General features: G+C 69.2%; 21 protein-coding genes. 3 read left to right on the top strand and 18 right to left on the bottom strand.

Features of this window, described 5'->3' with window-relative positions:
* Window positions 1-165 precede the first annotated feature (165 nt).
* On the bottom strand, window positions 166-1,344 hold the full coding sequence (gene queG, locus IEX50_RS10740; RefSeq protein WP_157175925.1) for a tRNA epoxyqueuosine(34) reductase QueG: 1,179 nt from the start codon (window positions 1,342-1,344) through the stop codon (window positions 166-168).
* 241 nt (window positions 1,345-1,585) lie between these two features.
* Between queG and IEX50_RS10735 the strand changes: the two genes are divergently transcribed.
* Genes IEX50_RS10735 through msrB form a run of 3 tightly spaced genes read left to right on the top strand, consistent with a single transcriptional unit; the run spans window position 1,586 to window position 4,284 of the window.
* Entirely contained in the window at window positions 1,586-2,515 is a 930-nt protein-coding gene (locus tag IEX50_RS10735; RefSeq protein ID WP_157175924.1) for an ABC transporter ATP-binding protein, read from the top strand.
* Window positions 2,512-3,744, top strand: coding sequence for an ABC transporter permease (locus IEX50_RS10730; protein WP_157175923.1), 1,233 nt, complete (start codon window positions 2,512-2,514; stop codon window positions 3,742-3,744). Before IEX50_RS10735 ends, IEX50_RS10730 begins: the two co-directional genes overlap by 4 nt.
* Window positions 3,745-3,783: 39 nt before the next feature.
* The gene (gene msrB, locus IEX50_RS10725; RefSeq protein WP_157175922.1) at window positions 3,784-4,284 is read left to right on the top strand and encodes a peptide-methionine (R)-S-oxide reductase MsrB; all 501 of its coding nucleotides are present in this window, start codon (window positions 3,784-3,786) and stop codon (window positions 4,282-4,284) included.
* Between the two features lie 196 nt (window positions 4,285-4,480).
* Here the strand turns inward: msrB and IEX50_RS10720 are convergent, their stop codons facing one another.
* From IEX50_RS10720 to IEX50_RS10640, 17 genes are all read right to left on the bottom strand, one after another.
* On the bottom strand, window positions 4,481-5,287 hold the full coding sequence (locus IEX50_RS10720; RefSeq protein ID WP_157175921.1) for a LytR/AlgR family response regulator transcription factor: 807 nt from the start codon (window positions 5,285-5,287) through the stop codon (window positions 4,481-4,483).
* Window positions 5,284-6,378, bottom strand: coding sequence for a sensor histidine kinase (locus IEX50_RS10715; RefSeq protein ID WP_157175920.1), 1,095 nt, complete (start codon window positions 6,376-6,378; stop codon window positions 5,284-5,286). The genes IEX50_RS10720 and IEX50_RS10715 overlap by 4 nt, the downstream gene beginning before the upstream one ends.
* A gap of 266 nt (window positions 6,379-6,644) precedes the next feature.
* Window positions 6,645-7,388, bottom strand: a complete 744-nt coding sequence (locus IEX50_RS10710; RefSeq protein ID WP_157175919.1) for a LytR/AlgR family response regulator transcription factor — start codon at window positions 7,386-7,388, stop codon at window positions 6,645-6,647.
* Between the two features lie 40 nt (window positions 7,389-7,428).
* Window positions 7,429-8,112: a Fe2+-dependent dioxygenase gene (locus tag IEX50_RS10705; protein WP_157175918.1), complete on the bottom strand. Its 684-nt coding sequence runs from the start codon at window positions 8,110-8,112 to the stop codon at window positions 7,429-7,431.
* The gene (locus tag IEX50_RS10700; RefSeq protein WP_157175917.1) at window positions 8,109-8,837 is read right to left on the bottom strand and encodes a tetratricopeptide repeat protein; all 729 of its coding nucleotides are present in this window, start codon (window positions 8,835-8,837) and stop codon (window positions 8,109-8,111) included. Before IEX50_RS10700 ends, IEX50_RS10705 begins: the two co-directional genes overlap by 4 nt.
* A gap of 8 nt (window positions 8,838-8,845) precedes the next feature.
* Complete coding sequence (locus IEX50_RS10695) at window positions 8,846-11,335, bottom strand: TonB-dependent receptor (RefSeq protein ID WP_408640940.1); 2,490 nt, start codon at window positions 11,333-11,335, stop codon at window positions 8,846-8,848.
* Window positions 11,336-11,436: 101 nt separating this feature from the next.
* Window positions 11,437-11,820, bottom strand: coding sequence for a hypothetical protein (locus IEX50_RS10690; RefSeq protein ID WP_157175916.1), 384 nt, complete (start codon window positions 11,818-11,820; stop codon window positions 11,437-11,439).
* 60 nt (window positions 11,821-11,880) lie between these two features.
* On the bottom strand, window positions 11,881-12,372 hold the full coding sequence (locus IEX50_RS10685) for a demethoxyubiquinone hydroxylase family protein (protein ID WP_229673959.1): 492 nt from the start codon (window positions 12,370-12,372) through the stop codon (window positions 11,881-11,883).
* A gap of 74 nt (window positions 12,373-12,446) precedes the next feature.
* A complete protein-coding gene (locus IEX50_RS10680; protein ID WP_157175914.1) occupies window positions 12,447-12,929 on the bottom strand; it encodes a disulfide bond formation protein B in 483 nt (160 codons plus the stop codon).
* A 247-nt stretch (window positions 12,930-13,176) separates the two neighbouring features.
* Window positions 13,177-14,523 carry a S41 family peptidase gene (locus tag IEX50_RS10675; RefSeq protein WP_157175913.1) on the bottom strand — a complete coding sequence of 449 codons (1,347 nt, stop codon included), beginning with the start codon at window positions 14,521-14,523 and terminating at the stop codon, window positions 13,177-13,179.
* A 117-nt stretch (window positions 14,524-14,640) separates the two neighbouring features.
* Window positions 14,641-15,831 (bottom strand): murein hydrolase activator EnvC family protein, encoded by a 1,191-nt coding sequence (locus IEX50_RS10670; RefSeq protein WP_157175912.1) that lies wholly within the window; start codon window positions 15,829-15,831, stop codon window positions 14,641-14,643.
* 50 nt (window positions 15,832-15,881) lie between these two features.
* On the bottom strand, window positions 15,882-16,304 hold the full coding sequence (locus IEX50_RS10665) for a 23S rRNA (pseudouridine(1915)-N(3))-methyltransferase RlmH (protein WP_157176172.1): 423 nt from the start codon (window positions 16,302-16,304) through the stop codon (window positions 15,882-15,884).
* Window positions 16,305-16,307: 3 nt separating this feature from the next.
* Window positions 16,308-16,727, bottom strand: a complete 420-nt coding sequence (rsfS, locus tag IEX50_RS10660) for a ribosome silencing factor (protein ID WP_157175911.1) — start codon at window positions 16,725-16,727, stop codon at window positions 16,308-16,310.
* Window positions 16,728-16,735: 8 nt separating this feature from the next.
* Window positions 16,736-17,380 (bottom strand): nicotinate-nucleotide adenylyltransferase, encoded by a 645-nt coding sequence (locus tag IEX50_RS10655; RefSeq protein WP_157176171.1) that lies wholly within the window; start codon window positions 17,378-17,380, stop codon window positions 16,736-16,738.
* A complete protein-coding gene (locus IEX50_RS10650; RefSeq protein WP_157175910.1) occupies window positions 17,377-17,658 on the bottom strand; it encodes a type II toxin-antitoxin system RelE/ParE family toxin in 282 nt (93 codons plus the stop codon). The genes IEX50_RS10655 and IEX50_RS10650 overlap by 4 nt, the downstream gene beginning before the upstream one ends.
* Window positions 17,655-17,909 (bottom strand): CopG family ribbon-helix-helix protein, encoded by a 255-nt coding sequence (locus IEX50_RS10645; RefSeq protein WP_157175909.1) that lies wholly within the window; start codon window positions 17,907-17,909, stop codon window positions 17,655-17,657. The genes IEX50_RS10650 and IEX50_RS10645 overlap by 4 nt, the downstream gene beginning before the upstream one ends.
* 31 nt (window positions 17,910-17,940) lie before the next feature.
* Window positions 17,941-19,200 (bottom strand): glutamate-5-semialdehyde dehydrogenase, encoded by a 1,260-nt coding sequence (locus tag IEX50_RS10640; RefSeq protein WP_157175908.1) that lies wholly within the window; start codon window positions 19,198-19,200, stop codon window positions 17,941-17,943.
* Between the last annotated feature and the right edge of the window lie 48 nt (window positions 19,201-19,248).

Raw genomic sequence — 19,248 nt, 5'->3', positions numbered from 1 at the left:
GCAGTCGAGGGACTGACCGAGCGAAGCCGAGGTCTCCTGCCTTCGCGCTTCTCGGCTACGCTCGAAGGGGTCCCTCGACTTCGCTCGGGATGGACGGGATTTGTTTTCGGTTTTGAGACGGGGGCGGGCTGTCCTTCGATACGGGTCTTCGACTTCGCTCAGCCCCTACTCAGGATAAGCGGTTTGGGGGTGGAGTTGGGCGAGCGGTAGAGTGCTGACCACGTTTCCGTCGATCAATGCTGTCCATTCGGATCGGACTGTTTCGTCGCGTTCGACGGTCAGCCGGACATCCCGTTCTTCGGCGAAACGCTGTGGGTCAAGCCTACCAAGCGCCCAGACCGCAGCACCGCGGACCACTTCGTCCGGGTCGTCCAGCAGCGCCAGCACCTGAACAAGCGCACCGCCGTCACCGTTGCCCGCCACGATGAGGGCGTTGCGGATCATGCGGTTGCGGCCGATGCGTTTGATGGGGGAGCCGGAGAAGACTTCGCGGAAGGCGGCGTGGTCGAGCTGGAGGATGTCGGCGATCGCCGGGGCGGCGAGTTCGGCGCGGGTGTGGAAGGCGCGGTTGGCGGCGGCGGACGCGGCGAACTTGTTCCAGGGGCAGACGGCGAGGCAGTCGTCGCACCCGTAGAGCCGGTTGCCGATCGCGGTGCGAAATTCGTGCGGGATCGGGCCTTTATGTTCGATCGTGAGGTAGGAGATGCAGCGCCGCGCATCGAGCCGGTAGGGGGCGGGGAAGGCGTCGGTCGGGCAGGCGCGCTGGCAGGCGTCGCAGCGGCCGCAGCGGTCGACCGCGGGCGGATCGGGGGCGAGATCGAGCGTGGTCATGATCGCGCCGAGCAGCAGCCAGCTGCCGTCCGTCCGGCTGACGACATTGGTGTGCTTGCCCTGCCAGCCGAGACCGGCGGCCTCCGCCATCGGTTTTTCCATGACGGGGGCGGTGTCGACGAAGACCTTCAGGTCGCCACCGCCGGCCGCGACGAGCCAGCGGGCGAGGGCCTTGAGCGCCTTCTTGACGATGTCGTGATAGTCCTGGCCGCGGGCGTAGGCGCTGATCCGGCCGATCTGTGGTTCATTTTCCAGCGCGAGCGGGTCGCCGGGTGGCGCGTAGCTCATGCCGAGCATGACGACGGTGCGGACCTGCGGCCAGAGTGCGGCGGGACTGCCGCGCTGTTCGGCGCGGTCGGCCATCCAGAGCATGTCGCCGTGCGCCCCGTCGGCCAGCCAGGCGGCGAGGCGGGCGGCGGTCTGCGGTGCTGCGTCGGCGCGTGCGATGCCGCAGGTGACGAAGCCGAGCGCGAGTGCTTCCTGTTTCAGGCGGGTTTCTAAGGTGGCTTGCACAGTGTGACTGTAGCGCGGTGGACGGATGTTCGCGACAGGGGGTTGTGCGGCGGATGGTACCGGCGTTCCGGTCTTGCTTCCTACGACGTTGCGGAGCCGGTGAGGCTGGCTTCTCGACTGCGCTCGAAGGGTCCCTCGACTTCGCTCGGGATAAGCGGGGTTCTCGCGCGCGGGGCTCAAATCTCCGTAGGGAAACGTCGCGGGCCGCGGTATCGCTCAAGCAACGGGTCAGGGGGGCGGTATGGATGCGATCGTGGCCGAGGGGCTAGTCAAGAGTTTCGACGGCAAGCGGGCGGTGGACGGGATCTCGCTGCGGGTGCCGGAGGGGGCGATCTTCGGCGTGCTGGGGCCGAACGGGGCGGGCAAGACGACGACGTTGCGGATGCTGCTGGGGATCATCGATCCGGATGCGGGGCACCGCACACTGCTGGGTGAGGCGCGGCCGATCCGGGCGGCGCATCATGTCGGGTATCTGCCGGAGGAGCGCGGGCTGTACCCGGCGATGACGGCGCGCGAGGCGGTGGCGTTCATGGGCGCGCTGCGCGGGTTGCCCCTGCGCGAGGGACGCGTGCGGGCGGATGCGTTGCTGGAGGAGGCGGGGCTGGGCGACAGTCGGTTGAAGCCGATCCGCACGCTGTCGAAGGGCATGGCGCAGACGGTGCAGCTGCTCGGAACGATCGTGCACCGGCCGCGGCTGATCGTGCTGGACGAGCCTTTTTCGGGGCTGGATGCGCTGAACCAGGGGCGGCTGGAGGGGCTGATCCGCGGGCAGGCGCGCGAGGGGGTGACGGTGCTGTTTTCGACGCATGTCATCGCGCATGCGGAGCGGCTGTGCGAGCGGATCGCGATCATCGCGGGCGGGCGCGTGCGGTTCGACGGGAGCGTAGACGAGGCGCGCGGGCGGTTGCGGCCGCAGGTGCGGGTGCGGACGCGCGCGGCGGACGGGGCGTGGCGCGCGGCGTTGCCGGCCGATGCGGTGACGGAGGGCAACGGGTGGAGTTTTGCCCTGCCGGAGAGCGGGGTCGAACCGTTGCTGAAGGCGCTGATCGACGGCGGGGCGGGGATCGAGACGCTGTCGATCGAGCGGCCTGGGTTGCACGATGCGTTCGTGGCGATCGCGGGGGCGGCGGTCGCGGCGGAACTGGATGCGCAGAAGGAGCCGGTGGCATGAGGGAGATCATCCGGGCCGCGCTGGTCATCGCGCGGCGCGATTATGCCGCGACGGTGTTCTCCAAGGCGTTCGTCCTGTTCCTGCTGTTCCCACTGCTGCCCGTCATTGCGGGCGTCGGGTTCGGCGCGATGGGGGCGAGCCAGGACCGCGAGGCGCTGCACCCGACCGTCGCGGTGATCGCGGCGCCGGAGACGGCGGCGGCGATCGGCCATGCGGGCGCGCGGCTGATCGAGCGGTTGGGGCCGCGCGCGCTGCCGCGGTTGCGGATGGTGATGCCGGACGGGGCAGAGGCGGTTCAGGTGAAGCGCCTGCTGGCCGATGGCGGCGGGCGGGGCGTGGTGGCGGTACTGACCGGTGGGCTGGACCGGCCGACGCTGACGGGGAGTCGCGGCGGGATCGGATCGGTCGGCGGCGATATCGGGCTGGTGCTGGACAGTGCGCGGCAGATGCGGGCGCTGGACGGACGCGTGCCGCCGGTGGTGGACGTGGTGGAGCGGCCGGTGGACCGGGCGGCGGGGACGGACCGATCCGGGCGGACGTTGATCGCGCGTGCCGGACAGTTCCTGCTGATGTTCCTGACGATGATCCTGGCGGGCATGCTGCTGTCGAACATGATCGAGGAGAAATCGAGCAAGGTGATCGAAGTGCTGGCCGCCGCGGTGCCGGTCGATGCGATCTTCCTGGGCAAGCTGTTCGCGATGCTGGCGATGTCGTTCACGGGAATCGCGGTGTGGGGCGGGACGGTGCTGACCGGGCTGGCGCTGGTTGCCGGACAGCTGCCGGCGGTGCCTGCGCCCGCGGTGGGCTGGCCGCTGTTCCTGGTGTTGGGGCTGGCCTATTTCACGACGTTGTTCCTGTTGCTGGGCGCGCTGTTCATCGGGATCGGGGGGCAGGCGGCGTCGCCGCGCGAGGTGCAGATGATGTCGTTGCCGGTGACGATGGGGCAGATGGGGGTGCTGGCGTTCGCGTCGTCGTCGCTGGGCGCGCCGCAGTCGGCGATGGGGATCGCGGCGGCGCTGTTCCCGTGGAGCAGCCCGTTCGCGATGCTGGCGCGCGCGGCGCAGGGGCCGGCGCTGTGGCCGCATCTGCTGGCGATCGGGTGGCAGCTGATCTGGGTGGCGGTGATCGTGCGAATCGCGGCGGGGCTGTTCCGGCGGAGCGTGCTGAAGTCGGGTGGCGGTGGCTGGTTCGGCCGGTTCCGGCGGCGGGGGATGAAACCGGCGGTTTGAACCCTACGTACAGTCCTTGCAGTATACAGGATGTTCGGCATGGACGGGACGCGGCGTGGGTTTCTGGGTGCGGCGGCGCTGGGCGTCGGCGGCGCGATCGGGCTGTTCGGGTGGAGCGGGTTCGGATCCGCCGCGCCGAAGGGCAATTTCCCGTACAAGCTGAGCGATGCGCAGTGGCGCGCCAAGCTGAGCCCCGCGGCCTATCGCGTGTTGCGGCAGGAGGGGACGGAGGTGCCGTTCAGCAGCCCGCTGAACAACGAGCATCGGCGCGGGACGTTCGTGTGTGCGGGCTGTGCGTTGCCGCTGTTTTCATCAACGACGAAGTTCGACAGCGGGACGGGGTGGCCGAGTTTCTGGGCGCCGCTGAAGGGTGCGGTGGGGACGACGACCGACCGGACGCTGGGGATGAGCCGGACCGAGGTGCATTGCGCGCGGTGTGGTGGGCATCAGGGGCATGTGTTCGATGATGGGCCTAAGCCGACTGGGCTAAGATATTGTATGAATGGGGTGGCTATGCGGTTCTTGGTGGGGAAGGGGTGAGGTTTACGCGCTTCCGCCGCAGTTCCCCGGCGTAGGCCGGGGCCTAGGGGCGAGCGTTTCACCTAGGCCCCGGCCTACGCCGGGGAACAATCGCGGCTTTGAGTATCCCCGCGGATGCGGGGATCCAGCTTTGCGACTTGGTGCAGCTTTTGGGGCTTAGCTGGACCCCCGCGTCCGCGGGGGAACAGTGGTTCTCTTAGTGGACGAAGCGGGCGACCACGTCACGGTAGCTGCGGCTGACTTTAACCTGGGCGCCGGACCCCAAGACGAGGAAGCATTCGCCGTTGGTGTGGGGTTTGACCTCCTTCACCAGGTCCAGGTTCACGATGGTGGAGCGGTGGACGCGCTGGAAGCGGCGCGGGTCGAGACGCTTTTCGAGGTCCTTCATCGTTTCGCGCAGGATCAGCGTGTTGTCGCCGGTGTAGATGCACATATAGTCGCCAGCGGCGTCGATCCGCTCGATCGTGTCGACGTCGACGCGGAAGATCTGGCCGCGGTCCTTGATGTTGATGAGCTTTTCGAAACGGTTGGCGGCCGGAGCCTCGCTGCTGTGGCCGTCGGTGATGGCGTCCATCGTGTCGGGCGCGACCTCGGCCAGCACTTCCTTCAAGCGGCCGGCTTCCTCTTGCCCGCGACGCGCGGCGAGGCGCTGGCGGACGCGGTCGAGCGTGTCGGCGAGGCGGTCGGTCTCAACCGGCTTCATGAGATAGTCGACGGCGTCCGCCTCGAACGCGCGCAGGGCGTGGTCCATATAGGCGGTGACGAAGACGAAGAGCGGTGGTTCGACCTCCATCAGGCCCTGGATGACGGAGAAGCCGTCGAAGCCGGGCATCTGGATGTCGAGGAACACAAGGTCGGGTTTGTGCGTCTTGATAGCACGGATCGCTTCGCGCCCGTTGCTGCACGTTTCGATGATTTCGACGTCCTCATGCGGTTCGAGCCGCAATTGCAGGCCCTGGATCGCCAGCGATTCGTCGTCGACGAGGATGGTGCGGATCGTCATGCGTTTTCCTTGGATAACTCAGGCCGGAAGGGGATTTCGATCAAGACGGCGAACCCTCCTTCCGGATTCGTTTGAATATCGAAGCGCTGGTCCGCGCCATAAGCTTGCGCCAGCCGGTCGCGTATGTTCGCCAGACCGACGCCAGTCGATGAGGTGGTCCGCGGAACGCCCTCGTTCAACCCCGGCCCGGTGTCCGACACCCGGATCTGGACCCGGCCGTTGGCCAGCCGCGCCTCGACCGAAATGTCGGCGCCGTCCTCTTTTGGCGTCACCGCATATTTGATGGCGTTCTCGACCAGCGGCTGGAGCAGCAGCGAGGGGAGGTAGGCGCGGTCGGCCGGCGGATCGACGCGGAAGCTGGTGCGGAGGCGATCCTCGAACCGCATCTTCTCAATCTCGAGATAGAGCTTCAGCGTCTCGATCTCCTGCGCCACCGTCACCTCGCCCGCGGGATCATTGACCAGTGTGTAGCGCATGAAGGAGGAGAGCCGCGACAACATGGCGTTGGCGCGATCGGTCTGTTTCAGCAGCACGAGAGTCGAGATGGAATTCAATGTGTTGAACAGGAAATGCGGGTTGAGCTGGTAGCGCAGCATCGCGAGTTGCGAGGTGGCGGCCTGGCTTTCGAGCTTGGCTGCGCGGTCGAGCTGCTGTTCGAGCAGCAGGTAGAAATTGATGCCGTAATAGAGCGCCGACCAGGCCACGAGCAGCGAGAAATCGAGGATGATCGCGCCGAAGAATTCGAGCCCCGAAGGCATCACGCCGGGGCGGTAGAAAGTGGCGTGGGCCCACACCTCGATCGTCGAAAACACGGCGGACGCGATCAGCAGGATCGGGATCGAGACGCCCCAGGTGACGATCGGTTTCATCGTGATGAGGCGGCGGAAGATGGCCGCCATCAGCAAGGTGAGCGAGAAACCGGATGCGGTGGCGAGTGCTGTTGGCACGATGAACAGCAGGCCCATCGCGTTGGCGATGCCGTTGAGCGAACGGAGCAGGAAATAGCCCGTCCAGCCGGCCGACTGCAGGATCCAGAACGCACGGTTCTTGTCATCGAAGAAGGGACGGGCGCCGGGGCGGAGGGATGCCATCGGGGCATGATAGAGGAAAGGGGGGCGGGGGTGAAGCTTTGTGGGTTTGTGGGTGGAGTGGGTGTGTCTGCCCCCTCCACCCACCGGGGGGAGGGTTGGGGTGGGGGGCTTGGCTGGGGGTGTTGGTTGCATCAAGCCACTGCCCCTCTCCCCAGCCCTCTCCCCGGAGGGGAGAGGGGGTATGGTTTGGCTTGGAGTTCTCGGGCCCTTCAAGTCTAAGCCCCCCACCCAACCCTCCCCCCGGTGGGGGAGGGCTTTTGCCTGGCTCAGCCGGCGAGGATGGCGTCCAGCTTGTCGAGGTAGCTGGGGCCGACTTGCACCTGGGTGCCGTCGGTCAGGATAAGGACGGCGGTGCGGCCGGAGCGGCCGATGCGGGCGACGCGGTCGGGGCGAACGAAGGCGGAGCGGTGGACGCGGACGAGCGCGGAGCCGGCGAGGCGGCGTTCGAGGTCGGTCATGGTGATGCGCAGCATGTGGCTGCGGTCCGCGGCGTGGAGCAGGACATAGTCGCGCGCCGCCTCGATCCAGCCGATGTCGGCGATCGCGACGCGGCGCAGGCCGGTGCGGTCGGGGACCCAGAGATCCTGCGTGGTGCCGACTGGCGCATTCGGGCCGGCGGCGGGGGGCGTGACCGGGGGGCGGCCGCTGCGGCGCAGGCGGACGCGGGCAATGGCGCGGGCGAGGCGGTCCGGATCGACGGGTTTCAGGAGATAGTCCACCGCGTCGACGTCGAACGCAGCGGGGGCGTGATGATCGTGTGCGGTGACGAAGACGAGGTCGGGGCGCGGGCCGTCGCCGAGGGCCGCGGCGACGCCGAGACCGTCGAGCCCGGGCATCTGGATATCGAGCAGGACGAGGTCGGGGCGGAGTGCTGCGATGCGGTCGACCGCATCGATGCCGTCCGACGCGCGCGCGACGACCACGACGTCGTCGATCCGCGACAGCATCGTTTCGAGCCGGTCGAGCGCGAGCGTCTCATCGTCGACAATCAGGATGCGGAGCGCGGGCATGGCGCCATTCTTGACGTGTCCCAACGGGTTAGTCGAGCCGTCAGGCGTCGGCCCAGCGACGCAGGAGGTTGTGGTAGAGGCCGGTCAGCCGGACGAGCTCGGCGTGGCCGGGATCGAGCGCCGCCCCGAGCGCCTGGATGCTCTGGTCGAGATCGAACAACATGGTGCGCGCGGCCAAGTCGCGGACCATCGACTGGATCCAGAAGAAGGCGGCGTGCCGCGTGCCGCGCGTGACCGGTTCGACGCGGTGGAGCGTGTTCGCGGGGTAGAGCAGCATGTGGCCGGCGGGCAGCTTGATCCGCTGCGGCGCGAGGCCGCCCTCGATCACCAGTTCGCCGCCGTCATAGTCGTCCGGGTCGGAGAGGAAGAGGGTGGCGGACAGATCGGAGCGGATGCGGAAATCGCTGCCGCGGCGGATGCGGATCGCGGCGTCGACATGCGTGCCAAACGCCTCGCCGCCGCTGTAGGCGTTGAACAACGGCGGGTAGACCTTGAGCGGAAGGGCCGCCGCGACGAACAGCGGCGAGCGGCCGAGTGCGTCGAGGACCTGGCCGCCAAGATCGGCCGCAACGGGGGAGTCCTCGGGCAGCTGGCGGTTGCGCTTGGCGAGCGCGGACTGCGCGCCGGAGGTGGCGTTGCCGTCGATCCAGTCGGCGGCGAGCAGGCGGGCGCGGAGATCGGCGACTGCCTGCGGCGACAGGATATCGGGGATGGCGCGCATCATGCGGCGGGATCGAACAGCGGCGCGAGCGCGGCGCAGGCAGGTAGCGGGTGGGCGCGGAGCCAGGCGGCGGCCTGTGCGCGGAAGCGGGGGTTGCCGCCCGCGGCGCTGCGTTCGAGCCAGGTGCGCGCCGTGGCGAGGTCGCCGTTGGCGATCAGCATGCGGGCGTGGTTGAACTGTCCGCGGAAGTCGCCGCCGACCGCGGCGATCGCGTAGCAGCGTGCGGCCTCGGCCAAGTCGACGGGGACGACCCAGCCGTCTTCGTGGAAGCTGCCGACGAAGTTCGCGGCCTTCGCGTTGCCCATGTCGGCGGCGCGGCCGAACCAGGCGAGGGCGGCGGCGCGATCCTGCGGCACGCCGTCGCCAAGGGCCAGCAGCGTGCCGTAATTATACATGCCCCAGTCGAGCCCGCGTTGTGCCGCCGTGCGGTACCAGCGGGCGGCGAGCGGCTTGTCCACCGCGACGCCCCAGCCGAGATCGTAGCAGCGCCCGACCATGTTGATCGCGGGCAGGTGATCCGCGCGCGCCGCGACGGTGAACCAGCCGAAGGCGGCGGCCGGGTCCTGCGGCAGGTCGCGGCCGTCGAGCAGCATCTGGCCGAGCACCATCTGCGCCTCCGCCACGCCGGCCAGCGCGGCGCGGCGGACGAACTGGGCACGGTCCGGGCCGGCGAGCGCGGCGGTCAGGTCCGCGGGGGAGGGCGTGTCGAGCGCGGCGGCGGCGGTCATCGGGGTGCTCAGTATTTCAGGCTGAGCGTGGCGAAGGCGGAGCGGCCGGGGGCGATGCCGGCATAATGGGCGGTGTAGACCTGGTTGAAATAGGTCTTGTCGGTCAGGTTCTGGACGTTGACGGCCAGTTCGACCGCGTTGTTGAACCGGTAGGCGGCACGCGCGTCGAACCGCCAGTAGCCTGGGACGGAGCGGATCAGCGTCCTGCTCGCGGGCACGACGGTGACGACGCCGGCCGCGTCCTGCACCGCGCTACGATTGTCGGAATAGCCGCCGATCACGCGGCCGGTGTAGAAACCGCCGCCGCCGAGGCTGAACGCGGGGGTCGCCTGCCAGTTGGTCCAGAGCGTGGCGCTGTGCTTGGCGGTCTGCGGGAAGCGGCGGCCGGTGTTGACCGAGACGACGCTGACGGTCTTGGCGGCCTGTGCCCCGACCGCGGCGGCGGTGAGCGTGGAGAAGCCGCCGTCGACGATCTGCGCGTCGAGATAGGTGTAGCCGCCGGTGACGGTCCAGCCCGGCAGGATCGTGCCGTTCGCGCCCAGTTCGACGCCCTCGATCCGCCGTTCGCCGATGAAGGTGACGGTGCCGGCGTCGCTGGTGGCGCGGGCATTCTTCGTTTCGGTGCGGAATGCGGCGGCGGTGAGCGAGAGCCGGTCGCCGAACAGATCGACCTTTGCGCCGACCTCGTAGGATTTGGTCTTCTCGACCTTCAGCGCGTCGAGCAGGAGCGTGGCGGCGGCGATCTGGTCCGCGGCCGTGCCCGCCGCGGCGGCGATGCCGTTCTGTTCGGCACCCTCACCCAGCAGGCTGTTCGGCGGCGTCGCGGCGGTGGCGAACGAGGCGTAGAGGCTGCTGTGCGCGGTCGGTTTGAAGACAAGGCCGACCTGGCCGTTGAGCAGCTGGTCGTCGCGGGTCAGGCGGTAGCGCGGGCCGGTCGACGTGGCGGTGAGGCCGGGCTGCGATTCGATGTGGAAGTCGTCGTAGCGCAGGCCGAGGTTGAGGATCAGCGCATCGGTGAGCGTGATCGAGTCGAAGCCGTAGACCGCAATGGTGCGCGCGTCGTTCTGCGTCCGGGTGATCGGCAGGCCCTTGGTGATCGCGGTCGGCACGCCGGTGGCGGTGTCGGTGCTGTAATTGACGAACGGGTCGTTCGGGTTGGGCGTGAACGCGCTGGTGCAGGTGTAGCGCGCGACGCCGAGTGCGCTGCACCGCGGGCTGCCGTTGCGGCCGTCGGACAGGACATAGGCGCCGCGGACGGCTTTCTCCCACGAGACCTCGGTGCCGACCGCAAAGCTGTGCTTGATCGTGCCTGTCGACAGCGTGCCGTACAGGTCGGTCTGGTTAATGATCGAGTCGGTCGAGCCGAAGCGCGTGTTGGCGCGGCGCCAGACCTGGCCGCCGGCGGTGGCGGGGCTGGCGGCGCTGGTGCCGTAAACATTGCCCTGGCTGTCGTCGGGCATGGTGAAGATGTAGCTTTGCGCGCTGTGGCTGAAGCGTGAGAAGTTGCGGAGCGTGACGCCGCCGAAGTCGTGTTCGACGCGGAGCGTGGCCTGATCGGTCGTCGCGTCGCGGAAGTCGCGGTCCTTCAGCCCGTAATAGGTGTCGCGGTCGACCGTGCCGGTGGTGCCGGCGATGGTGGTGATCGCGCCGACCGCGGGCTCGGAATAGTGCGTGCCGAGCTTGGGCGTGTTGCCGATGGTGTAGAGGAACGGGATGCCGCTGTCGGGCAGTTCGTCGCTTTCGAGGTGATAATAGCTGGCGGTCAGGCGGGTCGGCGTGCCGAGGCCGATGGTGATCGACGGCGCGACGCCCCAGCGCTTGCTGTAGATCGCGTCGCGGCCGGCGACGTCCTGATCGTGCCACAGGCCGTTCAGCCGGACCGCGACGGTGTCGGACAGCTGGTAGTTCAGGTCGGCGACGGTGCGCTTGTAGTCGGCGGTGCCGAAGCTGAGATCCGCAGTCGCGAAGGTGCGCGCCTCGGGCAGTTTCGAGACGATGTTGAGCGAGCCGCCGGCCGAGCCGCGACCGCCGAGTGTACTGTCCGACCCGCGCACGACCTGGATCTGTTCGACCGCGAACACCTCGCGGTTCTGCGCGCCGATATCGCGGACGCCGTCGAGATAGGTCGAGCCCTGGCTGTCGAACCCGCGGATGAACGGGCGGTCGCCGATCGGGTTGCCGCCCTCCGCCGCGCCGAAGGTGATGCCGGGGACGGTGCGGAGCGCCTCGACCAGCGAGGCGGAGCCGGTTTCGCGGATCGTTTCCTTGTCGATCACCACGATGGAGCGCGGCGTGTCGATCAGGTCGGCGACCGCCTTGGGCGAGATCAGCTTGGGCTTTTCACGGACGCCGTCGACCAGGATGTCGGGTGCGCCCTCATCCTTGGTGGCGTCCGCATCGGCGGCCCAGGCGGGGGCGGAGGCGATGAAGCCGACGCAGCCGAGCGCGAGGAACATGGCCGGGCGCGCGGGCGCGGCGGTGGTGGCGACGTCGGACAAAGCTGCTTCTCCCCAGCCGGATGGTTCCGGCTCCCGGGAGAGCTAATGCGACTGACTCGCAATCGAGTCAATCGCTATTGCGAATGAGAAGCGACTAGCTGTTATTCGATGACGGGGACTGCGGCCTTGGCGGCCTTGCGCTCGGCGCGGGCCTTGGCAAATTCCTGGCGCTGGCAACCGATCATCCCGCCGGGGCCGGACGCGGAGCAGGTGCCGATCGTGCTGTTGTCGACCGCGCGGGCGGCGTCGACGCGACGCTGCGCCGCGGGGGCGGCGTTATTGGTTTCGCGTAGCGTCTCCGGAATACGGAAGCGCTCGGACTCGGGTGCGCGGACGCAGATGTTGGTCTGTTCGCCGTTGCTGACCGGGCATTTGTCGTTGCCGAAGATCGTGATGACGGTGCCGCGCGTCTGCGCCGTCGCCGGGGCGGCGATGCCGGCCAGGCCCGAAAGCAGCCCGGCGGCGAGGAGGATGGATGCGCGCATGTCGTGTACCTCTGTTCTATCTTGGTCCGAACGCACGGGCGCCCGCGGGGATGCGTGCCGTCAGATCCGCTTCGACGTGGCGATCGCGACGCGGCAGCCGAAGCGGATCAGCGCGGACATGACGGGGTAGCCGAATGCGTCCTCCGCACCCTCCGCCAGTGCGATCTCGCGGTGCTCGACCTCCTCGGCCTGGAACTCCGCGACGATGGCACCGAGTTCGGGGTCGGTATCGCCGATCGCCTGGCGCTGGTCCTCGTAATGGATGTCGATTTCGGTTTCGACCGCGGCGGTGCACGCCATGGCGGCCTTCGGACCGATCAGCGCGGTGGCGGCGCCGAGCGCGAAGCCGGCGACGTTCCAGATCGGGTGCAGCAGCGTGGGGCGGACTCCGCGATCGACGATCATCCGGTCGAAGATCGCGCGGTGGCGTTCCTCCTGCGCGGCCATCCGGGCGATCAGGCGCGAGGCGCGGCCGCGATCGCCCATGACGGCGAGTTGGCCGGCATAGATACGCGTGGCGCCATATTCGCCAGCCTGATCGACGCGGACCATCGAGTCATGCGCGGCGGGCGGCCTTTCGAGCGTCGCAGGAAGCTGCGTCGCGGTGGCGGGCGGGGCGGCGGGGATCAGCGTTGCTTCAGGCATAACACCCAGATGGCTATGGCGGCGGGAATGGAAAGGAGTGCGTTGAACCCGGCGAGCGAAATATCGCCGAGCGTCCACTGCGCCTGATCGCAGCGCACGATCGGCGCGGCCAAGATCTGCGCCATGATGTCGCCGCCGGCTGCACCGTTCGGCAGGCCGGTGCAGGTTGTGAAGCCCTCCCACCAGCGATATTCTACGCCGGCATGGAAGACGCCGATCGCGCCCGAGATGAAGATGGCCAGCGCGGCTAAGATGACGAGCGAGCGGGTGGCTTTGCTTTGGCCCGTGGCGAAGGCGGCGAGGGCGAGGGCCAGTGCGGCGTAGTGGGGCCAGCGTTGCCAGTGGCACATTTCGCAGGGGTAGAGGTGGCCGATGTACTGGGAGCCTAGCGCGCCGGCGAGGGCGATGGCCGGGACCAGGAGGGCGAGGGTGCGGGCCTGGGTCAGGGGGCGGGTGAGCGTCATGCGCTTGCACCTGCTGCGCGTATCCCCGCGGAAGCGGGGATCCAGCTGGGCATCATGCGCTGCGTGTGAAGTTCAAGCGTTGCCGCCTGAGACCTAGCTGGATCTCGGCATCCGCCAGGATACGGAATGATTGGGGACTGGCGTTGCGTTCCCCGGCGGAGGCCGGGGCCTAGGTGAAGCGGTTGCGTCAAGGCCCCGGCCTTCGCCGGGGAACAACCCGCGGTTTGGGCAGAGGAGCGCCCCTGCTTCACTTGGCTGCGGTCCTCGTCGGACGCGCGGCCAGTGCTGCCGTCGCGGCAGGAGTAGTGAGGCGGGAGACGGTGCGGATGGCGTAGTCGAGCTGGAAGTCGGTGATGCCCGCCTTCTTCAACTGGTCCGGGGTCTGAGCGAAGCGCGGGTCGGTCTTGCCGTCGTCTTCCAAGATCTTGTCGTCGACCTTCACCTCGTTGATCAGGTGGCGGCGCAGGTCGGCCTCGCGCAGGCGCGGACGGTCCTTGAAGTCGACGTCGGTCAGCTGCGGCACGAGGATGTCGGGTTCGATCCCGCCCTCCTGAACCGAGCGGCCGGACGGGGTGAAGTAGCGCGCGGTGGTGAGGCGCAGCGCGGTGTCCTCCGACAGCGGGAGCAGGGTCTGGACCGAGCCCTTGCCGAAGCTGCGTTCGCCCATAACGAGCGCGCGATGCTGATCCTGCAGCGCGCCGGCGACGATCTCGGCGGCGGAGGCGGAGCCGCTGTCGACCAGTACGACGATCGGCAGGCCGTGCGACAGGTCGCCGGGCTTGGCGTAATAGCGCTCGATATCGGCCTTCTCACGGCCGCGCTGCGACACGATCTCGCCGTGGTCGAGGAAGGCGTCGGCGACCTCGATCGACTGGTCGAGCAGACCGCCGGGGTTGGAGCGCAGATCGATGACATAACCGAGCGGACGGCCGCCGACGGACTTGTCGATCGACACCAGTGCCGAGCGGACCGCGTCGCCGGTCAGCCGACTGAACGCGTTAATGTTGATGATGCCGACGCGGCTGCGGACTTCCCACTTCACAGGCTTCACCGTCACGATCTCGCGCACCAGCGTGACGTCGAAAGGCTTGTCGCGGCCGGGGCGGACGATAGTCAGCCGGACCTTGCTGCCCGGGGCGCCGCGCATCTTGTCGACCGATTCGTCGAGCGTGCCGCCGTAGATCAGGTTGCCGTCGAGGTGGGTGATGTAGTCGCCGGACTTGATCCCGGCGCGGAAGGCGGGGGAGTCCTCGGTCGGGGACTGCACCTTCACGGCGCCGTCCTCCATCCCGACGGTGAGGCCGAGACCGCCATATTCGCCGTCGGTCTGCGTCTTCATGTTCTGGAAATCGCGCGCGTCGAGATAGGAGCTGTGCGGGTCCAGACTGGCGAGCATGCCGTCGATCGCGCCCTTGATCAGCGTCTTGTCGTCGACCTTGTCGACATATTCGGCGCGGACCCGTTCGAACACGTTCATGAACTGATCGAGTTCACGGTAGGTCTGGACGTCGGTCGCGGCCATGCCGGCGGTGACCGCGGGCACCAATGCCACGGCACCGACGAGGAGAAGAGGACGCAGCAGGGCCTTGGTCATGGAGTGACGGAGCTTTCGAACGGACGTTGTCGGACAGGATACATGGTTGCCGTTAACAGAGATAGTCGCCGTTCGTAGCTGAACCATGGGTTGACGGGGTGGGGCGAATGGTCCCGCTCAGCCGGCGAGCAGCGGGGCGATGTCGACCGGGCGGCCGTCGTGGCGGAGTTCGACGGTGATCGACGGGCGGGTCGTGGCCGCGGTGCCGAGCGGACTGCCGGCGTCGACCGTCTGGCCGGCGATGACCGCGGTGCGGCCGAGGCCGGTGAGCAGCGTCGTCCAGCCGCCGCCATGATCGACGATGACGATCCGGCCATAGCCGCGGAACCCGCCGGCATAGGCGATCCGGCCTGCCCCGGGCGAGACGACCTGCGCGCTGGCGGCGGGGGACAGCGTGACGCCGCGCGCGCGGATGCCGGCGTCGGAGACCTCGCCCAGGCCGGTCAGCACGCGTCCGACGACGGGGAGGCGGTAGGGCGGCGGACGGTTGGCCGCCGTGAGTTCGGGCACCGGCACGGCGGCGAGGCCGGGGACGAGCGGGCGCGGGATCGGGCCGGGGAGGGCGGCAAGCCGGTCGCGGCGCGCGGCGCGGATGTCGATCTCCTCCATCAGCGTCATGATGTCGCGCGCTTCCTCGCCCAGTGCCAACGCGCGGTCCTGTTCGGCCATGGCGGTATCGACCAGGCTGGCGGAGCGGGCGAGGTGGCCGGCCTCGACCCGGGCGAGCGCGGTGCGTTCGCGGGCGAGGCGGTCGCGGCTGGCGACGAGCGCGGCGGCGGCGCGGTTGCCCTGGAGGCGAAGCTGTTCGGTGCGGGCGAGTTCGGTGCGGACGAGTGCGGCGCGGGCGCGGATCGCGGGGACGCCGGCAGCGAGCAGCGCGCGGACGTGGACGACGTCGTCGATCGAACCGGGCTGGACGAGCGCGAGCGCGGCGGGGCGGCGGGCGAGCGTCTGGAGCGCGACGGCCATCCGGACGATCGGGGCCTGAACGGTCGCCAGTCTGGTGCGCTGGCGGGCGCGGAGCGTGTCGACGAGCTGGATCCGGGCGCGGGCGGCGGCGATGTCGGCCTCCGCCGCCTGGATGCGCGCGGCAATGGCGGCGGCGGCGCGGCGGGTGCGGGCGGCGGCTCCTTCGGCCTGGGTCGCTTCCTTCTCGTAACGCTGGGCGCGCGCGGTGGCGGCGCGGGCGTCGGCGCGCGCCTGGGCGAGGGCTTTGCGTTCCTGCGCTACGGTCTGGGCGAGGAGGGGTGTTGCGACCAGCAGCGCGGTTATGAGGAGGAGGGCGGGGCCCTTGGGGTGGCGGGTCACCTAGGCCCCGGCCTGCGCCGGGGAACGGTCGGCGGTGCGGGCGGCGGGCATCAGCCTTCGCGGTGATAGGGGTGGTTGGCGAGGATCGACATGGCGCGGAACAGCTGTTCCGCCAGCATCGCGCGGGCGAGCAAATGGGGCCAGGTGGCGCGGCCGAAGGCGATCAGCTGATCCGCCTCGGCACGCTGCGCGTCGTCGAACCCGTCCGCCGCGCCGATCAGGAAGCGGCATTCGCGCGTGCCGTCGTCGCGCCAGCGGCCGAGCAGGTTGGCGAAGGCGAGCGAACCGGTCTGGTCGCCTTTCTCATCCAGCATCACCAGCTTGGTCGCGGACGCGCGGGGCGGCATGCGGCCGCCGGTGTCGGGCAGTTCGGTGACGCGCGTGGGCCCCGCGATGCGGCCGAGATAGCGATCGACCAGATCCGCCTCCGGCCCGCGACCGATCCGGCCGCGCGCGACAATGTGGAGGAGCAGGCGTCAGTCCTCGAACGGTTCGTGAACGGGACCCGCGACGGCCGGCGCATCGCCGAACGCCCACATCCGTTCGAGATTGTAGAAGGAGCGCACCTCCGGCCGGAACAGGTGGACGATGATGTCGCCCGCATCGAGCAGCACCCAGTCGGCGGTCGGCAGACCTTCGATCCGCGCCGGACGGCCGGTTTCGGCCTTGACGCGCTCGGCCAGCTTGGCGGCCATCGATGCGACCTGGCGCGTGGAGCGGCCCGACGTCACGACCATATAGTCGGCGATCGTCGACTTGCCGCTGAGCGGGATCGAGACGGTCTCGATTGCCTGGTCATCCTCCAGCGAGGCGAGGATGATCCGGTGAAGCGCGTCGATCGACTCGTCCGGCGTACGGACGGGCGAGACACTCTTCGGGGCGGGGGATGCAGGCAAGAAACCTCCTAGACGTGGTGACGGGACACGATCATGCGATGCGTCACGGCATCGCGAACCTGGCGTCCGGCATGGACATCATGCCAAAGCGGCGCGGCCGTGCGGACGGCGGTTGCGGAACGGGGATCTGGGCGAAAGCGCAGCAGCACGAGCGCCGGGAAACTCCACTCCGTCCAACGATCCGCATGGCGTGCGCGTCGGACGAAACGCCGCAGCCAACCCATCGCCGGACCGGCTAGGGCGCCCGCGTCATACCCCGGACGCGCGATCACGGCAATGGGGAGGGTACGGGCGATGCCACGCCAGTCGCGCCAGCGCGCGAACTGCGCCAGATTGTCCGCGCCCATCAGCCAGACGAAGCGGTGCTTTGGGTAGCGCCGGACCAATGCGCGGACGGTGTCGACGGTGTAGCGCGTGCCGAGATCCTGCTCGATCGCGGTGGGGCGGACGGGCGCGCGGCGGGCCTGGGCGCGGGCGGAGCGGACACGCGCGGCGAGGGGTGCCATGCCGGCGGCGGTCTTCAGCGGGTTGCCGGGCGAGACGAGCCACCAGACCTCGTCAAGCCCGAGCGCCGCCATCGCGAACAGGCTGATCGCCCGGTGCCCGCCATGCGCCGGATTGAACGATCCGCCGAGAAGGCCGATGCGTTTTATGACGGGACCCAGTCTTCGCTGTCGTGCCGGACGCGCAGGATAAGGACGCCGCTGGGCTCGACACGGTAAAGGAGAAGATAGCGGCTTGAGGCGACGCGCCACTTGCGGACGTCGGCATGGACGCGCGATCCGGCGTGTGGATGCTCTCCCAGGAATGCGGACGCGGTCAGAGCGGCCTTGCCGACGGTGTTGGCCAGATCAGGATCGATGGCAGCGAGATAGTCGTCGATTGTGATCAGATCCGCTTGGGCACGTCGCGACCATCTGACCTCGCTCATGCAGCGGCGCGACTACGCACCCGCTCCGCGAACCACTCTTCCACTTCGGACTGGCTGACCAAGGGTTCGTTTTCAGCCGAGTCGATTCCGGCCTGGATGAAGGAGCGCATCGCGGCTTCCTGCTCCAGCATCTTGCCGATCGCGTCTTGGACGAGTGCCTCGGGGCTCCGGTCCGTGGAACGCGCGAGGCTTTCGAGGTCGGCCAACATCACTTCGTCGATGTCCAAACCGAAATGCGTCATCTTGCCCATGGGCGAGGAGTACAGCGGGTTTCGTGCCGCTTCAAGCGCGGACCTGGCCGGTGCCGTGGCCGACCCATTTGTAGGTGGTAAGGCCTTCGAGCGCGACGGGGCCGCGGGCGTGGAGGCGGCCGGTGGCGATGCCGATTTCGGCGCCGAGCCCGAATTCGCCGCCGTCGGCGAACTGGGTCGAGGCGTTGTGCAGGACGATGGCGGAGTCGACCGTGGCCAGGAAGCGTTCGGCGACCGCGTCGTCGGCGGTGATGATCGCGTCGGTGTGGCCGGAGCCGTGCGCGGCGATGTGGGCGGTCGCGGCGTCGGGGCCGTCGACGATCGCGACGGCGGCGATCGCGTCGAGATATTCGGTGGTCCAGTCGTCCGCCGTGGCCGGAGCGATGCGTGGGTCGAGGGCCTGGGTGCGGTCGTCGCCGCGGAGCGTGCAGCCGGCGTCTAGCAGGGCCGTCACCAGCGCGGCGGGTTCGGGGTAGGCGCTGTCGATCAGCAGCGTTTCCATTGCGCCGCAGACGCCGGTGCGGCGGAGCTTGGCGTTGACGACGATCGCCTGCGCCATGGCGGGGTCGGCGGCGGCATGGACGTAGATGTGGTTGTTGCCGTCGAGATGGGCGAGCACGGGGACGCGGGCGTCGGCCTGCACGCGCGCAACAAGTGCCTTGCCGCCGCGCGGGATCAGCACGTCGATCAGCCCGTTCGCGGCGAGCAGCGCGCCGACCGCGGCGCGATCGGGCTGATCGACGTGCTGGACGGCGTCGGCGGGCAGATCCGCGCCGAGCAGCCCGGCGGTGAGCGCGGCGTGGAGTGCGGCGTTGCTGGCGGTCGCCTCCGACCCGCCGCGCAGGATGACGGCGTTGCCCGACATGATGCAGAGCGCGCCGGCGTCGATCGTGACGTTGGGGCGGCTTTCGTAGACGATGCCGATCACGCCGAGCGGCACGCGGACGCGCGACAGGACGATGCCGTTGTCGGGAGTGCGGGTGTCGATGAGCTGGCCGACCGGATCGGGCAGCAGCGCGACGGCGTGAAGTGCGTCGGCGATGGCGTCGAGCCGGGCGTCGTCGAGCCGGAGGCGGTCGAGCAGGGCGGGCGACAGGCCGGCGGCGGTGGCGCGCGCCATGTCAGTGGCGTTCGCGGCGAGGATCGCGACGGCGCGGTCGCGGAGCTGGTCGGCGGCACCGCGGAGGGCGGCGGCCTTCTGCGCGGTGGGGGCGGCCGCCATGATGCGTGCGGCGGTGCGGGCGCGGGTGCCCATGTCGGCGATCAGGGCGGTGGCTTCGGCGGTGTCCATGATCGACGCGCTAGCAGGGGTGCGGGCGCATGCGAACCCATGTCGACG

Source organism: Sphingomonas prati (assembly GCF_014643515.1).
GTDB classification, from domain to species: Bacteria; Pseudomonadota; Alphaproteobacteria; order Sphingomonadales; family Sphingomonadaceae; genus Sphingomonas_R; species Sphingomonas_R prati.
Note: the sequence above shows the minus strand (reverse complement) of the source record. Positions and strands in the feature narration are given on the sequence as shown.

What these genes read in the sequence shown, in the direction of transcription:
- IEX50_RS10685 (WP_229673959.1), bottom strand. Translation starts at nt 12,372, where the DNA reads ATGGTCCGCGTCGATCAGGCTGGCGAATATGGCGCCACGCGTATCTAT.
- IEX50_RS10700 (WP_157175917.1), bottom strand. Translation starts at nt 8,837, where the DNA reads ATGACCGCCGCCGCCGCGCTCGACACGCCCTCCCCCGCGGACCTGACC.
- IEX50_RS10730 (WP_157175923.1), top strand. Translation starts at nt 2,512, where the DNA reads ATGAGGGAGATCATCCGGGCCGCGCTGGTCATCGCGCGGCGCGATTAT.
- IEX50_RS10675 (WP_157175913.1), bottom strand. Translation starts at nt 14,523, where the DNA reads ATGACCAAGGCCCTGCTGCGTCCTCTTCTCCTCGTCGGTGCCGTGGCA.
- msrB (WP_157175922.1), top strand. Translation starts at nt 3,784, where the DNA reads ATGGACGGGACGCGGCGTGGGTTTCTGGGTGCGGCGGCGCTGGGCGTC.
- IEX50_RS10645 (WP_157175909.1), bottom strand. Translation starts at nt 17,909, where the DNA reads ATGGGCAAGATGACGCATTTCGGTTTGGACATCGACGAAGTGATGTTG.
- IEX50_RS10680 (WP_157175914.1), bottom strand. Translation starts at nt 12,929, where the DNA reads ATGACGCTCACCCGCCCCCTGACCCAGGCCCGCACCCTCGCCCTCCTG.
- IEX50_RS10715 (WP_157175920.1), bottom strand. Translation starts at nt 6,378, where the DNA reads ATGGCATCCCTCCGCCCCGGCGCCCGTCCCTTCTTCGATGACAAGAAC.
- IEX50_RS10705 (WP_157175918.1), bottom strand. Translation starts at nt 8,112, where the DNA reads ATGATGCGCGCCATCCCCGATATCCTGTCGCCGCAGGCAGTCGCCGAT.
- IEX50_RS10690 (WP_157175916.1), bottom strand. Translation starts at nt 11,820, where the DNA reads ATGCGCGCATCCATCCTCCTCGCCGCCGGGCTGCTTTCGGGCCTGGCC.
- IEX50_RS10640 (WP_157175908.1), bottom strand. Translation starts at nt 19,200, where the DNA reads ATGGACACCGCCGAAGCCACCGCCCTGATCGCCGACATGGGCACCCGC.
- IEX50_RS10710 (WP_157175919.1), bottom strand. Translation starts at nt 7,388, where the DNA reads ATGCCCGCGCTCCGCATCCTGATTGTCGACGATGAGACGCTCGCGCTC.
- IEX50_RS10735 (WP_157175924.1), top strand. Translation starts at nt 1,586, where the DNA reads ATGGATGCGATCGTGGCCGAGGGGCTAGTCAAGAGTTTCGACGGCAAG.
- IEX50_RS10650 (WP_157175910.1), bottom strand. Translation starts at nt 17,658, where the DNA reads ATGAGCGAGGTCAGATGGTCGCGACGTGCCCAAGCGGATCTGATCACA.
- IEX50_RS10720 (WP_157175921.1), bottom strand. Translation starts at nt 5,287, where the DNA reads ATGACGATCCGCACCATCCTCGTCGACGACGAATCGCTGGCGATCCAG.